Source organism: Lentibacillus populi, assembly GCA_014642895.1.
GTDB lineage: Bacteria > Bacillota > Bacilli > Bacillales > Amphibacillaceae > Lentibacillus_C > Lentibacillus_C populi.
The window spans coordinates 97,667-113,623 of the sequence record BMJD01000001.1 but is presented as its reverse complement, the minus strand read 5'-3'; the positions used below and the strand labels follow the sequence as shown (position 1 = coordinate 113,623).

Annotated in this window: 13 protein-coding genes; 1 reads left to right on the top strand and 12 read right to left on the bottom strand. The window is 41.0% G+C overall.

Annotated features, from left to right (window positions below; translation table 11 throughout):
* Nucleotides 1–155: 155 nt before the first annotated feature.
* The 6 genes from pnpS to citZ form a co-directional block, all read right to left on the bottom strand.
* Complete coding sequence (pnpS, locus tag IEX12_RS00595; protein WP_088050839.1) at nt 156–1,526, bottom strand: two-component system histidine kinase PnpS; 1,371 nt, start codon at nt 1,524–1,526, stop codon at nt 156–158.
* The gene (locus tag IEX12_RS00590) at nt 1,523–2,215 is read right to left on the bottom strand and encodes a response regulator transcription factor (protein WP_088050840.1); all 693 of its coding nucleotides are present in this window, start codon (nt 2,213–2,215) and stop codon (nt 1,523–1,525) included. The genes pnpS and IEX12_RS00590 overlap by 4 nt, the downstream gene beginning before the upstream one ends.
* Before the next feature lie 185 nt (nt 2,216–2,400).
* The gene (locus tag IEX12_RS00585) at nt 2,401–2,877 is read right to left on the bottom strand and encodes a MaoC/PaaZ C-terminal domain-containing protein (RefSeq protein ID WP_088050841.1); all 477 of its coding nucleotides are present in this window, start codon (nt 2,875–2,877) and stop codon (nt 2,401–2,403) included.
* Between the two features lie 492 nt (nt 2,878–3,369).
* Nucleotides 3,370–4,308, bottom strand: coding sequence for a malate dehydrogenase (mdh, locus tag IEX12_RS00580; protein WP_088050842.1), 939 nt, complete (start codon nt 4,306–4,308; stop codon nt 3,370–3,372).
* 171 nt (nt 4,309–4,479) lie between these two features.
* Nucleotides 4,480–5,751 carry an NADP-dependent isocitrate dehydrogenase gene (gene icd / locus IEX12_RS00575; RefSeq protein ID WP_088050843.1) on the bottom strand — a complete coding sequence of 424 codons (1,272 nt, stop codon included), beginning with the start codon at nt 5,749–5,751 and terminating at the stop codon, nt 4,480–4,482.
* Between the two features lie 187 nt (nt 5,752–5,938).
* On the bottom strand, nt 5,939–7,054 hold the full coding sequence (citZ, locus tag IEX12_RS00570) for a citrate synthase (protein WP_088050844.1): 1,116 nt from the start codon (nt 7,052–7,054) through the stop codon (nt 5,939–5,941).
* 445 nt (nt 7,055–7,499) lie between these two features.
* Here citZ and ytvI point away from each other — a divergent pair, with 445 nt between their 5' ends.
* Entirely contained in the window at nt 7,500–8,606 is a 1,107-nt protein-coding gene (gene ytvI, locus IEX12_RS00565; RefSeq protein ID WP_088050845.1) for a sporulation integral membrane protein YtvI, read from the top strand.
* A gap of 3 nt (nt 8,607–8,609) precedes the next feature.
* On the opposite strand, the gene IEX12_RS00560 is transcribed toward ytvI, so the two are convergent.
* From IEX12_RS00560 to ystJ, 6 genes are all read right to left on the bottom strand, one after another.
* Nucleotides 8,610–8,999: an FxsA family protein gene (locus IEX12_RS00560; protein ID WP_088050846.1), complete on the bottom strand. Its 390-nt coding sequence runs from the start codon at nt 8,997–8,999 to the stop codon at nt 8,610–8,612.
* 56 nt (nt 9,000–9,055) lie between these two features.
* Nucleotides 9,056–10,816 carry a pyruvate kinase gene (gene pyk / locus IEX12_RS00555; protein ID WP_088050847.1) on the bottom strand — a complete coding sequence of 587 codons (1,761 nt, stop codon included), beginning with the start codon at nt 10,814–10,816 and terminating at the stop codon, nt 9,056–9,058.
* A 29-nt stretch (nt 10,817–10,845) separates the two neighbouring features.
* Complete coding sequence (gene pfkA, locus IEX12_RS00550) at nt 10,846–11,805, bottom strand: 6-phosphofructokinase (RefSeq protein ID WP_088050848.1); 960 nt, start codon at nt 11,803–11,805, stop codon at nt 10,846–10,848.
* A gap of 431 nt (nt 11,806–12,236) precedes the next feature.
* Entirely contained in the window at nt 12,237–13,196 is a 960-nt protein-coding gene (accA, locus tag IEX12_RS00545; protein WP_102415043.1) for an acetyl-CoA carboxylase carboxyl transferase subunit alpha, read from the bottom strand.
* A complete protein-coding gene (accD, locus tag IEX12_RS00540) occupies nt 13,193–14,053 on the bottom strand; it encodes an acetyl-CoA carboxylase, carboxyltransferase subunit beta (RefSeq protein ID WP_088050850.1) in 861 nt (286 codons plus the stop codon). Before accD ends, accA begins: the two co-directional genes overlap by 4 nt.
* Before the next feature lie 559 nt (nt 14,054–14,612).
* Nucleotides 14,613–15,821, bottom strand: coding sequence for an NADP-dependent malic enzyme (gene ystJ / locus IEX12_RS00535; RefSeq protein WP_088051023.1), 1,209 nt, complete (start codon nt 15,819–15,821; stop codon nt 14,613–14,615).
* Between the last annotated feature and the right edge of the window lie 136 nt (nt 15,822–15,957).

Below are 15,957 nucleotides of genomic sequence, written 5' to 3'. Positions count from 1 at the left end.
TATAATCGGTAACTATACAATGAAGATAATAATGATTCCTAACCCATCCATTACAATAATGGAACAGTTCCCATCAACAACAGTTAGTTTTATTATACCAGTTTCGTTTAGCTTTTTAATATAAAAAGGCTATCTTCTATAAAGATAGCCCAGATTTAAGCTTTTGGGAAATAAACATGAAAAGTTGTACCTTTGTTCAGCTCACTGTCAACCGTGATTTTCCCGCCGTGTACTTCCATAATATGTTTGACAATTGCCAGTCCCAAACCGGTTCCGCCTGTATTTCTGCTCCGGGTCTTGTCAACCCGGTAAAAACGTTCAAATATTCTAGGCAATGCATCCTGTGGAATTCCGATCCCGGTATCTGCAACCGAAACATGGATAGATTGGTCTGTTTCGTCCATCGTTACCGTTATTTCGCCATGTTCGGGTGTATAACTGATTGCATTTGCCAGTAAATTAATGATTACTTGTTTGAAACGATCGGCATCCACCTTCATCGATAATCCTTGTTCTACATTTACGGATAATTGAATTTGCTTATTTTCCGCGCGCTGTTTAAACATAGGAATAATATCACGAAGCAATTCCGCAGCATTTACTTCGGTTACATGCAGGCGAAACTCATCCTTTTCCAATTTCGATAACGTCAATAAATCATCTATCAATAAATTTAATCGCTTACTTTCTTCAAAAATAATCGCTAAAAATTTTTCTCTTGTTTCCTGTTCCTTTGCAGCACCATCCAATAACGTTTCGGCAAACCCTTTAATTGATGTTATCGGTGTCTTCAGCTCATGGGAAACATTAGCAACGAAATCTTTCCGCATGATCTCCAATTTCTTTAATTCTGTAATATCATAAAACACGAGTACGGCGCCCTTAAGCATTTTTTTTTCATTAAAAATAGGTGCACCAACAATTTCAATATATTTTTTTTCAAGCTCTTTCGTTTGCGTTATCGATGTTTTAACTGTTTTTTCATAAAGAAATGTTTGTTGTACGGTCTGATGAATTCTCTCGTTTTCTAAAACGTCATAATAGAGATAACCGACATAGTCTCGCGGATTTTTGCCAAACATGGAGATGAATTTCCGGTTTACCAGGTGTACATATCCCTTTTCATCGATTAGTACCAAACCGCTCTGCGTATTATCAATTACGGTAACCAGCTGTTTCTCCTGCATCTCTTCCTGAAACGACAACTCACTTAGGTTACGGGCCAATATATTTATTTTTCTGCTTAATTCTCCAACACTGCCAATTTCCGGGTGGTGAATACGTGCCCGGTAATTCCCTTTCACAAGCTTATCGACCGTCTTCGTAGCCGCTTTAATTGGCTTCACGTATTTCTCAAAAACATGCAGCAGCATAATTATTAACACAATAAATTCAATGATAAGCACAGAAAACAGGATAATATACTCTGATGTTAATTGACTAATCACAGCACCGGTTGCAAAGATGATTAAAAAAATTCCGATTATGTACGAAATCAGCGGTTTGGAAAAAAGCGATTTTTTCACTGTGGCTCCTCCATTTTATATCCCAGGCCTCTTATCGTTTTGATATAGATTGGACGTTTGGAATCCGGTTCAATTTTTTCACGTAAATGGCTGACATGGACATCAACAATTCGTGTATCCCCAACAAAATCATAGTTCCAGACCGCACTTAACAGCTGATCCCTCGATAGTACTTTTCCTTTATGACTGGCTAAATAGTGCAGGAGCTCAAATTCTTTGCGAGTAAATGTTAAAGTCTCCTGATTCATTTCGGCTTCATATCGTTCTGGAAAAATAAGCAGATCCCCCACTTTGATAAAGGATTGATAGGAATTGTTGTCTTTTGCCGTCCTCCTGAGTATCGCCTTAATCCTTGCTACTACTTCTTTGGGGCTGAATGGTTTTGTTAAATAATCATCTGCGCCGGATTCAAGGCCAGATATTTTATCTACTTCATCATCTCTTGCTGTTAACATTAAAATCGGGGTGTCCACTTGATTTTCCCGTAAAAATGCGCAGACTTCCATTCCGTCCATTCCAGGCAGCATTAGATCAAGCACGATAAGATCAAATGCATTCTTTCCTGCCTTTTGGACAGCTGTAACACCATCATAAGCAACCTCCGTTTGAAACCCTGCCTGTTCAATATTAAATTTTAGTAACGTGACAATCGATTGTTCATCATCGACAATCAAAATTCTTTTTGCCATTAAACAGTCTCCATTCCGGTGAATAACCTGTGATAAGTTTATCTTATCGTGAAGTGCTCGAAATGTGAACAGGTGGAAACGTAAAGATTTTTTTACAAAGTGAATGTAAGCTGGTATTCTTGTTCCCCAAGTGAATATTTTCTCCCTTGGGGAAATGTCTCACCGTCTATAACGGCACTAATCAATTAGAAAAAATTCTCAAGCGAACTTGCGGTAATTGATTTTGGTTTATAGGCAGGGCAGACAAGTAATTTACCGTTAAGCACTTGATCGCCATCAACATCATAACCGATTACGGATAATGTTATATGATGGTTGTCATAATCGATTGCAATAACTTCAGTTGTAAATTTCACTTCTGAATGATGATAAACAGGTTTCGGAAAGGCCATTTCGTGTTGAACGATATGGCTGCCGGGGCCAGGCAAATGCATGGAAATAATTGAAGAAACCATGCCAAATAACATAACAGATGGAACGATTGGCCGCTTATATGGTGTTTGCGTTGCATAATCATGTTGAATGTACAATGGATTAGCGTCGTCCGTTAACCCTAAATATAACAATAAATCACGATCTTCTACTATATGTTCAGCTGTATAGGAATCGCCAATTTGCAACTCGTTAATTCTTTTGCCCAGACGCCTCTTTTTATCAATCACCTTCCCCACCTCCAATGTATATGTAAGCGTTTACTATTATAACAGATCTTATCCTATTTTTCTATAGTAAGCATAACCGATGACATGGGAGAAAGCCCACTCAAACACATTGACGATACGGAAAAGGCTCCTGTTTACCATTCCTTCCGTAAACAGGAGCCTTTGCTATAAGATAAGAAGGTATATAATTTAGGCGCTATTCTGCTCTAAGCAGGGTAAGCCACGTCCGGCTCCAGCGCTAAAGCTGTAGTGGACTTCCCTCACCTCCGTACGATAAGTCAACATCGGTTCGGGTAAGAAGGAAGGCCGACTAAGAACGGGCTTTGCGCCCAACTCACGTCTACCCCTTTTGCAGGGGCATGTTTCCTTTATCTCCTACGGTAGGAATGTTCGGTTAAAACCGCCGCTTTGCGCGGCAACACCGAACCACCCGCATTGCGCGGGCGCAGTCCATACGTCGCTAAACGGGTGCTTGCGCCTTTGTTAAAATCCTTATTGCAAAACTTTCAATACGTTCTTCACTGAATCTGCTGATTTATCTAATGCAGCTTTTTCTTCGTCTGTTAAATCTAATTCAATGATTTCTTCGATACCGTTCGCACCAAGAATCGTTGGTACTCCAAGATAAATATCAGAATAGCCGTATTCCCCTTCAAGATATGCAATTGCAGGGATCACACGACGTTGATCTTTTAGAATTGCTTCAGCCATGACCGTAAGCGATGCTGCTGGAGCGTAGTAGGCACTGCCATTGCCCAAAAGGCTGACGATTTCTCCTCCGCCTGTGCGAGTACGCGCAACAATTTCGTCTAAGCGGTCCTTGGAAATTAATTTTTCTAATGGAATACCACCAGCATATGAATAACGGATTAACGGAACCATGTTATCCCCATGGCCACCTAGAACGAATCCGGTAATATCCTTGACAGACAGGTTCAATTCCTCAGCGATAAATGAGCGGAACCGTGCTGTATCAAGCACACCGGATTGCCCAATAACCCGTTCTTTCGGAAATCCTGATTCCTTGAATGCTGTGTACGTCATCGCATCAACCGGATTTGATAATACAACGATCAGACAGTGTGGTGAATATTTTGCAACATCTTTTGCAACAGTTTTCATGATTTTTGCATTTGTATTTACCAAGTCATCACGACTCATACCCGGTTTACGTGCCACACCAGCTGTAATAATAACCAAATCTGAATCTTTTGTATCCTCGTAGTTTGAAGTACCGGTGATTTTCGCATCGAAGCCTTGTACAGGGCTCGCTTCAAACATGTCCAATGCTTTTCCCTTTGTCGGATCTTCCATGTTTGGAATGTCTACAAGCACAACATCCCCAAGTTCCTTTTGGGCAAGCATCAGTGCAGTTGTAGCACCAGTGAAACCAGAACCGATCACAGAAATTTTATTACGTTTAATAGCCATTATAATCCCCTTCCTTACATCTGACAGAATGAAAACAATTCCTATCTGAATAGCAGAATGGAGCCACGTCCAGCTCCAGGGTATAGCCCATACGCAGCATGCATATGCACCTGGCACAGGACGTGTTGGTTTTAACAAGTCTCCCTGAAAACGGGGCTCCCGTTTTTGTACTTATTCCATATTTTTAATTAGCTCTTCGCCAAATTCGGAGCATTTTACTTCTTTTGCTCCGTCCATTAAGCGGGCAAAGTCATAGGTTACTACTTTAGACGCAATTGTTTTATCCATTGCCTTGGCGATTAAATCTGCAGCTTCTCTCCATTCCAAGTGTTCCAGCATTAATACAGCTGAGAGAATAACTGATGATGGATTCACTTTATCAAGTCCGGCATACTTTGGTGCAGTACCGTGTGTCGCTTCAAAAATGGCATGGCCGGTATCATAGTTAATATTAGCTCCAGGTGCAATACCAATTCCGCCAACCTGTGCTGCAAGTGCATCAGAAATGTAGTCCCCATTCAGGTTCATTGTTGCCACAACATCAAACTCACTAGGTCGAGTCAGGATTTGTTGCAGGAAGATATCGGCAATCGCATCTTTCACGATGATTTTGCCAGCAGCAACTGCTGCATCTTGAGCTTGGTTAGCTGCTTCCTTTCCATCTTTTTCGACAAGACGGTCATATTCAGCCCATGTAAATACCTTGTCACCAAATTCTTGTTCTGCAACCTCATAACCCCAAGCCTTAAAAGCACCTTCAGTGAATTTCATGATGTTTCCTTTATGAACAAGTGTGACACTTTTACGCCCTTCATTTAGCGCATATTGAATGCTTGCACGGACAAGGCGTTTTGTACCTTCCTCAGAAATTGGTTTAATACCGATACCGGAAGTTTCCGGAAAGCGGATATTATGTACATCCATTTCTTTTTTAAGAAATTCAATCACTTTTTTCACTTCTGGAGTACCTTTTTGCCATTCAATTCCTGCATAGATATCTTCTGTGTTTTCACGGAAAATAACCATATCCACTTCTTCCGGGCGTTTTACCGGCGATGGTACGCCATTAAAATAGCGGACCGGACGAAGGCATGTGAATAGATCCAGTTGTTGACGCAATGCTACATTTAGTGAACGGATGCCGCCGCCAATTGGTGTTGTAAGTGGTCCTTTAATTGCGATTTTATATTCGTCAATTGTTTTAAGTGTTTCGTCCGGCAGCCATTCCCCCGTTTTATCGAATGCTTTTTGACCTGCATATACTTCTTTCCATTCAATGGATTTTTTACCATTGTATGCCTTTTCTACTGCCGCTTCGATCACTTTACTTGCGGCAGACCAAATATCCGGCCCAATTCCGTCTCCTTCAATAAATGGAATAATCGGACGATCCGGTACGTTCATTCTCCCATTTTCGACAGTAATTTTTTCTCCCTGTGACATAAAAAAACCTCCTAGTTCATCTTCATACATTTCTATTCTATCATATTTAAATCTAAACGTGATAATAGCCGGCAGAAACCGGCTACATTCAGGATTTCCGATAAGATTAGGGTAGCAGGATTTTTAGAAAAACTTCATTCTCAACGTGCAAAAAAGCGCATGATAATTGCCCCCTAAGTTACACAGCTTAGCGATTTTCAATTGCAACGTATTCCTGTGTTTTAGGTCCGATATATTCCGCGCGTGGGCGAATCAGCCGGTTGTTGTCGTATTGCTCAAGAATATGTGCTAACCATCCGGAAACACGGCTAGTTGCAAAAATCGGTGTGAAAAGATCATGATCAATACCCAGGCTGTGATAAACCGATGCAGAATAGAAATCCACATTTGCTGGAAGGCCTTTATTTTCTTTAATATAATCTTCAATTTTCACCGACATGTTATACCACTTTGCCTGACCAGTAATTTTTGTCAATTCTTTTGACATCCGTTTTAAATGTTTTGCACGTGGATCGCCATTACGGTATACTCGGTGTCCCATCCCCATAATTTTTTCTTTGTTGGCAATCTTTTCTTTAATGTACGGAATAGCATTTTCTTCTTCGCCAATTTCCGTTAGCATTTTCATCACACGTTCATTCGCACCACCATGAAGTGGCCCTTTTAAAGCGCCGATCGCAGCGGTCACACCAGAATAAATATCGGACAATGTTGCAACGCAAACGCGGGCAGTGAATGTGGATGCATTTAACTCATGGTCTGCATGTAATACAAGTGCTTTGTTGATGGCCTCCACTTCGATATCGTTTGCTTCTTCCCCATTCAGCATATAGAGGAAATTGGCGGCGAATCCTAATTCCTTCTTCGGTCCAACCGGATTCTTCCCTTGGCGAATCCGGGCCAAGGCCGTCACAATTGTAGCCATTTTCGCCTGCAGACGAACTGCTTTACGCTTGTTTGCAGCTTCTTCCATTACATCTGCTTCATCGTCATATAATCCTAATAAAGATACAGCCGTCCGTAGTGCAGCCATTGGATGGACAGTAGATAAATCATATGAGCGCAAATGGGCAATAACTGCTTCCGGAAGTTCCATATTTGCTGCAAGGTCTGCTTTGAATGCGTCCAATTCCGATTTTGTCGGGAGTTTTAAATTCCATAACAAATAAACTACCTCTTCAAAACTGGAATGCTCGGCTAGATCATCAATTCTATAACCAACATATGTAAGTTGATCATCTATAATGGAACTAATTGACGATTGAGTTGCTACAACCCCTTCAAGACCTTTCGTTGTTGTCATAACAAACCCTCTCCTTTTCTATAATTTGCTGCTTATGACAAATAGTTATGAAATATTTTTGACAGCATCCCTTATAAAAATACAACATTGTTATCCCCCATGCACAATTATAAAGTATTCCGAAACTATTGTGAATCGAAAGCGATTGAAATCCGCAAAATTTTTCACAAAACGTTCATTTTAATGTGTGTTCAAAAGTCGCCGAATCTGTGCTTGAAGGTTGAGGTGGCGTAGATCCCGAGCGCCTTGCCTGCACGTTGCACAAGACGTGGGCCAATTCCAGCGTTCGCCGCTTATCAGTTGGTCTTCTTTTACACAAAATTACGGTTGGCAAACCATTTGTTAACAACTTTTTGGAATTACTTGTACATTTCCAGTCTATTTTTTGTTCCCGACACATAAATAAATAAGTACAGGTGGTAATCGATTGTAATGAGGTGAAAAAGTGTACAAGCAGCGAATCTTTCAGGTAATGCGGCTTTTCCTTGTTGTTGCGGTGATTCTTTCTGCATATTTCTTTTTAAAATACACAATGGTGTATCTGTATCCAATTATTGTTGCCATCATTCTTTCATTTATGTTTAATCCGGTTGTTACCTTTATGGAAAAAAAGGGGAGGCTTCCACGGGCAATTGCTGTGGCTGCAGTGATGATTGGATTTTTTACGGTTATTATTAGTAGTATTATTCTTATCATTACCGAAATTATCCAAGGGACTACCTATTTGGCAGAAATTATTCCTGCCCACTTTATAACATTCATTACTTATATAGAGAATTTTTTAGAAACCGAAGTTCTGCCACTTTATCATAAAATTGCATCCTTTTTTCATACATTGGATCCAGATCAGCAACAGGCAATCCAGCAAAACATCCAGCAACTAGCAAGCGAAATTGCTTCATCCGGCACTGCCATACTCCAGCATTTACTGCTAAAAATACCAGCCGCTTTACGGATGCTGCCAACATCATTTGCCATATTAACATTTATTGTATTAGCAACATTTTTTATTACAAAGGATTGGTTTTCTTTAAAGCAAACATTCCAGAAATTAATTCCGTTAAATGCACGTGACTCAGGCAGGGAAGTATGGAATCATTTAAAACATGCACTTTCCGGTTTTTTCAAGGCACAAATCATTCTTATCACGATCACGGGAATCACCATTTTCGTTGGTCTGCAATTGATACGTATTGACCATGCCTTGACGATTGCCTTCATCGCTGCTGCTGTAGATTTATTTCCATACATTGGAACTGGTATCATATTTATTCCATGGATTATTTATCTATTTTTAACTGAAAATTATTCGATGACTATCAGTTTATCGATACTTTATATGGTTATTATCGTTGGTCGCCAATTTCTGGAGCCTAAATTATTATCTGCTTCTATAGGCGTTAATCCGTTAGCAGTACTTATTGCAGTTTTTCTTGGAATGCAGGTATGGGGGGTATTTGGACTTATCATTGCCCCAATCGTGTTAGTATTATTGAATGCACTTCAGCAATCAGGGGTTTTCCGGCAATTAGGCTTGTTTATTAAAGGGTAACTTTTACCACTTGCGATAGATAATCGTGCCTTTGTTCATTTTGTCCTTAATGAAACGTTGCAGCCAGTTCCTGAATGGGGTTCTGGTCCACGGCAGCACCAGCAGGAAACCAATTGTATCCGTAATAAAACCGGGAGTAAACAAAAACACTGCCCCAATAAAAATGCAAATTCCGTCAACAATTTCTGAGGTAGGTGCTTGCCCCTGACTCACTAACTTCCGGGCGCGTCTCCATGTTTCCATCCCTTGTTGTTTAGCGATCGTAACTCCAACAATCCCGGTTACTAAGATGATAAAAACAACCCACCATGGTCCAATGATACCGCCTGCCCAGACGAATACACCTATTTCCATTGCGGGGATAATTAATAATGCAAGTAATATCCAGCGCAAGATCGTTCACCCTTTCCAAACTTTTGTAAAAAAATGAAGGGAATTCCCCTCCATTTTTACAATACACTTGCATGTCCTCTATATATGTCACCTTTCGCAGCATCGATTGTAATATCTTCCCCATCTTTTAGTAAATCAAATACATTTTTCACACCGACGATAACTGGGATACCGAGACTAAGCCCAACCACTGCAGCATGTGAGGTTAACCCACCTTCTTCGGTAATGATCCCACCGGCTTTTTCAATTGCAGGCATCATATCTCGATCCGTACCATAAGTTACAATTATATCATCCTCATCAACCTTTTCTAAAGCTTCTTTGGCATTTTTAGCTACCACAACTTTTCCATATGCACTGCGGCGGCCAAGGCCTTGTCCTTTGGCAACCACATCACCAATTACATGCACTTTCATCAAATTCGTCGTACCGGATTCTCCGACGGGAACACCTGCCGTAATAATTACCCTGCTGCCGCGCTTAAACAAATTGGTACTTAAGCCACGATCAATTGCAACATCAAGCATTTCATCAGTAGAGTGCGCCTTTCCACCCATAACGGCATAAACACCCCATACTAATGCTAACTGGCGGTTCACCCGTTCTGCGAATGTAACAGCAACAATTGGAGCTTTCGGACGGTATTTTGAGATCATCCTTGCTGTATGACCGCTTTCTGTCGGAGTAATAATCGCACTAACGGACAAATTCATTGCTGTATGTGTTACCGATTGGCTGATTGCATCCGTAATCGTCATATCAACCGATTTCGAGCGATTTGTTAAAATCATCTTGTGATCTAATGCGGTCTCTGCCTTTAATGCGATACAGCTCATCGTTGCTACCGATTCAACCGGATAATGACCCGCTGCTGTTTCACCAGATAACATAATCGCGTCCGTACCATCGAATATCGCATTCGCCACATCTGATGATTCTGCCCGTGTCGGACGTGGATTACGCTGCATCGAATCAAGCATTTGTGTTGCCGTAATAACTGGTTTACCTGCAGTGTTACATTTATGAATCAATTCTTTTTGTACAAGTGGAACATCTTCAGCAGGTATTTCGACACCTAAATCACCGCGTGCAACCATGATACCATCAGATACCTCCAGGATACCGTCAATATTGTCAACACCTTCCTGGTTTTCGATTTTAGGAATGATTTGAATGTGGGTTGCATTATGCTTCTCCAGCAATTCCCTTATTTCAAATACATCTGACGGTCTGCGGACAAATGATGCGGCAATAAAATCAATACCCTCCTGAATGCCAAATTCAATATCTTTCGCATCCTTTTCTGTTATCCCAGGCAAATTCACCTTAACATTCGGCACATTAACGCCTTTTTTATTTTTGATTGTACCGGAATTTAATGCCTTCGTTTTCAGTTCATTTTGCTCTTTGTCAATTTCTGTTACTTCCAATTCAATTAGCCCGTCATCAAGTAAAATCTTTGATCCTTTATGCACATCGTCAATTAAACCGGGGTATGTAATAGAAAAACGTTCAGCAGTACCCTCCACTTCTTCCATTGACACATATACAGTGTTCCCTTCGAGTAGTTCTGCTTCACCATTTTCAAACGTACCAGTCCTAATTTCCGGCCCTTTTGTATCCAAAAGAATGGCAACCGTCTGTCCCTTTTTCTCCGCAGCTTCTCTAATGTTTTTAATCCGGCTGCCATGTTCGGCAAAATCACCGTGAGAAAAATTCAAGCGGGCAACATTCATACCTGATTCAATCAATTGTTCCAACGTTTCAACCGATTCGGAAGCAGGTCCAATTGTACATATGATTTTTGTTTTTCTCATAAAAAAGCTCCTCCATTATTCATTTCAATTTAAATTGATAGCTCTTTTGATAGTTTGTACATATCAAAATTAATGTGGTGCTTGCTTGATAGCACTTCCTGTATATCGTGGTCAACCAGCATATTATTTTCTATACCAACCATACGGCCTGCTTTCTCTGATAGCAATATATCTACCGCCTGGGCTCCTAATCGACTAGCCAGAACACGATCTTGAGCGGTTGGTGATCCGCCGCGCTGGATATGCCCTAAAACAGTAACACGTGTTTCCAGATTCGTCGCTTCCTGAATACGTTGACCATAAGAAAAGCCGCTGCCAACACCTTCAGCTAAAACGATAATACTGTGTTTTTTCCCACGTTCATGGCCACGCGTCAGCCGGTCAATAACCTCTGAAAAGTCATCGGACTTCTCAGGGATCAATATGCTTTCCGCTCCATCAGCAAGACCTGCCCATAAAGCCAAATCCCCGGCATCTCTGCCCATTACCTCAATAACATACGTGCGTTCATGCGATGTTGCTGTATCCCTGATTTTATCAATTGCTTCAATAATGGTATTTAGCGCGGTATCAAAGCCAATCGTAAAATCTGTGCCAGAAATATCATTATCAATTGTACCTGGAACCCCAACACACGGATACCCTTTTTCCGTCAGTTTTTGAGCCCCACGAAAGCTGCCATCTCCGCCAATAACGATCAGCCCATCAATACCAAATTTTTTCAATTGAGCGATCCCTTTTTCCTGGCCCTCATCTGTTTTAAATTCATCACATCTGGCAGAGCGTAATATGGTACCTCCCCGTTGAATGATATCGCCAACAGAGCCAATTTCCATCTTTTCCATATTGCCATCAATTAACCCTTGATAACCATTTTTTATTCCATAGACGTCGACACCATGGTAAATAGCCTTTCTAACCACTGCGCGAATTGCTGCGTTCATGCCTGGTGCGTCGCCGCCACTTGTTAATACTCCTATCTTTTCCATTTCTTCACCTCAGGATGTACAAAATTAATATTATTACTGTCATTCCTACTATAAAGATAATCCTAATAACCCAAAATATCAATTATTAGATTTTATCATGCATTAACGGGCTGTAATATCCCGCCACTATACGTGAGTAACCAAAAACGGGAAGGAGGGGAGAAGGGCAGGCTAAAACCGTCACGTCCTGTGATAACGCCTGCAATAGCATGTCCTGTATGTTGAAGTTCACGGCGGTACAGTTGGAACACAAAGGAAAGCATCTCTGGATATGCATCGTACAGAGGAAACGTGATAATACTCGTCAGGAGTTTAGAAACAGGGCCAATAGAACATCAATGTCTGACTTTTATCGAACTTCTTTTATGCTAATCATTCCCCAAAAACGATCTTGAGATTGACAACAGTCAATCTCAAGATTAGTAATACGTCTATTCCATCTTTGTGTAGTCACCGATACGTTTATATTTTTCCCATCTTTTTTCTAATAAATCATCAACAGACAGGCTTGTCAGACGATCCAATGAAGCCTTTAGAACCTTATCAATATTAACTGCCTGCTGTTTAATATCCCGGTGTGCACCACCTCTAGGTTCCGGAATAATATTGTCCACTACACCAAGCTGTTTTAAATCGTATGAAGTAATTTTCATTGTTTCTGCTGCTTTTTGAGCAAGGTTAGCGTCTTTCCATAGTAATGCCGCTGCCCCTTCAGGCGAGATAACCGAATAGGTTGCGTTTTCGAGCATATGTATATGATCGCCAACGCCTAATGCCAATGCACCGCCACTTCCACCTTCCCCAATAACAATACAAACGATTGGTACGGTCAAACCTGCCATTTCCATTAGATTTTTGGCAATTGCTTCACTTTGTCCACGTTCTTCTGCTGCTTTACCAGGGTAAGCACCCTTTGTATCAATTAAACAAATAATCGGCCGATTAAATTTCTCTGCCTGCTTCATATGCCTTAGTGCCTTGCGGTAACCCTCCGGATGCGGCATGCCAAAGTTTCTGCGAATATTTTCTTTCGTATCTTTCCCACGCTGATGGCCGATGACGGTAACGGGTTTATCCTTGTAGTACGCAATACCGGCTACAATTGCCTCATCATCACCATAATAGCGGTCACCATGAAATTCGATAAAGTTTGTGAATAGTTCATCAATATAATCGAGTGACGTCGGACGTTCCCGATGGCGTGCCATTTGCACACGATCCCACGGTTGCAGGTTAGCATATATATCTTCTTCCAACGTTGCCAGCCTTTGTTCCAGTGTCCTGATTTCCTCTGATAAATCTATTTCACTATCCTTTGTGAAATTTTTAAGTTCCGCTATTTTTTCTTTTAGATTTACAATTGGTTTTTCAAATTCCAGCACCTGTTTCACGTGTTATTCCCACCTTTTTGATGCATCATCAGCAATGCTGCCAGCAATTGTTTCAAATCGTGCCGATGAACAACCTGATCCAATTGCCCATGCTTGAATAGAAACTCGGCCGTTTGGAAATCATCCGGCAGTTTCTCACGGATGGTCTGTTCAATAATGCGTCTTCCAGCAAATCCGATTAAGGCACCTGGTTCGGCAAAAGTATAATCTCCGATTGATGCAAAACTGGCCGAGACACCACCAGTTGTTGGATGCGTCATAATGGAAATCATCAGCCCTCCCGCATCACTGAATCGTTTGATCGCAACAGATGTTTTGGCCATTTGCATTAAGCTTAATACGCCTTCTTGCATTCTGGCACCACCAGAAGCGGTGAAAATGATAAATGGCAATGCTTCCTGCTGGGCGTTTTCAATCGCTCGGGTAATTTTTTCTCCCATCACAGATCCCATACTACCCATTCTAAAACTTGAATCCATGACACTAAACGCAGTACCTTGTCCGTCTATCATGCCCTTTCCGGTTACGACACCCTCATTCAATCCTGTTTTAATACGATCCTTTTCCAGCTTTTCTTCGTAACCTGGAAATTCTAGCGGATTGCCTGAAGTCAGCTGCTTGTCCCATTCCTGAAAGGTTCCCTCATCAAACAAACTGTCGATCCGTTCCCATGCAGTTAACGGGTGATGATATCCGCAATTCGGACAAACATTATTATTTTTTTTCATCTCTTTGCGGTAATAAATTTTATGACAGCTATCACATTTTTTCATTAAACCTTCTGGAACATCCAGTTTTCCTTGTTCACTTGGAATGGTTGCATATTTCTTTTTCTTGCCAAAAAAATCTTTAAGCAAGGTTTATTCCCCCTTTTGACACCAAAAGCGCCCTTTTCCTAACCATTGGTAGTTTTGTTACCAATCTAATATAGTATAATAACGTTGAAATAAAAAAGGTGTCATAAGTCGTCGATTTCAATTATTTACTATTTCCAAAATTAGATACCTGAGCAAATAAAGTGAAACTTCATTCAGTGTAGGACCCCCCACTAAATCTTAGTTGAAGCCTACACGATGTGCGTCACAAAGACGAAGACATAAGGACGTGGCGTTTTTAGTCTTTGTTCCTAGGTAAGAAAGTATAAGAATCCAGGCTCTATTCCGCTCATGTGAGGGTAGGCCACGTCCGGCTCCAGCGCCTTTGTTCCTAAAACGGGCTGTTATCCCCTACTTTCATGTTTTCGGTATACTTACGCTTAGAGGCTAGGGTATTACCGTACGTTGATGCGAAATAAACCTGCCAATTTCCTGCAATACACTTGATATGCTTTTTGTATTCGTGATTCTTACACAACCCTGTTATACTCCTATAGGATCAAAAACAATATACCAGACCTTTTCAATATCCTTTCTACCATCAATCAGCATCAATTTTTGTCAGTTTTCTTGTTCTTTCGGCAACCGCTTCCGGGTCAACCTGGATTCTGGCAACACCGGATTCCATTGCAGCTTTAGCAACACTGGACGCCACTAACGGTGCAACACGACCGTCGAACGGGGCTGGAATAACATAATCAGCATTTAATTCATCACCTGTAATTAAGGATGCAATTGCCTCCGCTGCTGCTACTTTCATCTTTTCGTTTATTCTGGTAGCTCGTACATCAAGTGCGCCACGGAAAATACCAGGGAAAGCCAAAACATTATTCACTTGGTTGGGGAAATCAGATCTTCCCGTACCAATCACTTTTGCACCAGCCGCTTTTGCATCTTCCGGCATTATTTCCGGTTCCGGGTTAGCCATCGCAAAAATAATTGGATCCTCATTCATCTTCGCTACCATTTCTTTTGATAATAGACCACCAACGGAAACACCAATAAAGACGTCTGCACCTTCCAGCACTTCTTCCAATTTTCCTTCTTTTTTATCTTTATTTGTCATTTTTGCAACTCGATCTTTCACTTCATTCATCCCGTATGATCGTCCTTCAAAAATAGCACCTTTCGAGTCGCACATGATCATTTCTCGCACACCAAAATGATACAGCAGTTTTATAATCGCAATACCCGCTGCACCTGCACCATTTGCCACAACTCTAATTTCCGAAAATGATTTCCCTACCAATTTTAAAGCATTAATCAACCCGGCAACGGTGACAATCGCTGTGCCGTGCTGATCATCATGAAAAATTGGGATACTCGTTTCTTTTTTCAGCTTTTCTTCAATAATAAAGCAATTCGGGGCAGCAATATCTTCTAAATTAACGCCGCCAAATGTTGGTTCCATCAGTTTTACTGTTTGTACAATTTCGTCAATTTTATTCGTATCCAAACAAATTGGAAATGAATCAACACCGGCGAATGTTTTAAACAAAACAGATTTTCCTTCCATAACAGGCAATGCTGCCTCGGGTCCAATATTGCCAAGCCCTAACACAGCCGAGCCATCACTAACAACTGCAACCATATTCCCCTTCATCGTATAATCATAGACTGACTCTTTCCGGTCATGTATTTCTTTACAAGGTTCGGCAACCCATGGTGAATACGCCAAGCTTAAATCTCTTGCATTACGCACCGGTACCTTGGATTGCGTGGACAATTTCCCCTTATTTTTTTTATGCATATGTAATGCTTCTTCTCTCAAATTCGCCACAGATCATCCGCTCCCTTAGCACAAGTATTGTAAATCATTTCAACACACAGTGGTCTGACCATTCGATTATTTTATTATAACAGATGGCAATATGGTGTAAAGTAAA

Excerpts from the sequence above, each read along its gene's own strand:
- IEX12_RS00590 (WP_088050840.1), bottom strand. The coding sequence starts at position 2,215 with ATGGCAAAAAGAATTTTGATTGTCGATGATGAACAATCGATTGTCACG.
- mdh (WP_088050842.1), bottom strand. The coding sequence starts at position 4,308 with ATGGCTATTAAACGTAATAAAATTTCTGTGATCGGTTCTGGTTTCACT.
- icd (WP_088050843.1), bottom strand. The coding sequence starts at position 5,751 with ATGTCACAGGGAGAAAAAATTACTGTCGAAAATGGGAGAATGAACGTA.
- citZ (WP_088050844.1), bottom strand. The coding sequence starts at position 7,054 with ATGACAACAACGAAAGGTCTTGAAGGGGTTGTAGCAACTCAATCGTCA.
- pyk (WP_088050847.1), bottom strand. The coding sequence starts at position 10,816 with ATGAGAAAAACAAAAATCATATGTACAATTGGACCTGCTTCCGAATCG.
- pfkA (WP_088050848.1), bottom strand. The coding sequence starts at position 11,805 with ATGGAAAAGATAGGAGTATTAACAAGTGGCGGCGACGCACCAGGCATG.
- ystJ (WP_088051023.1), bottom strand. The coding sequence starts at position 15,821 with ATGCATAAAAAAAATAAGGGGAAATTGTCCACGCAATCCAAGGTACCG.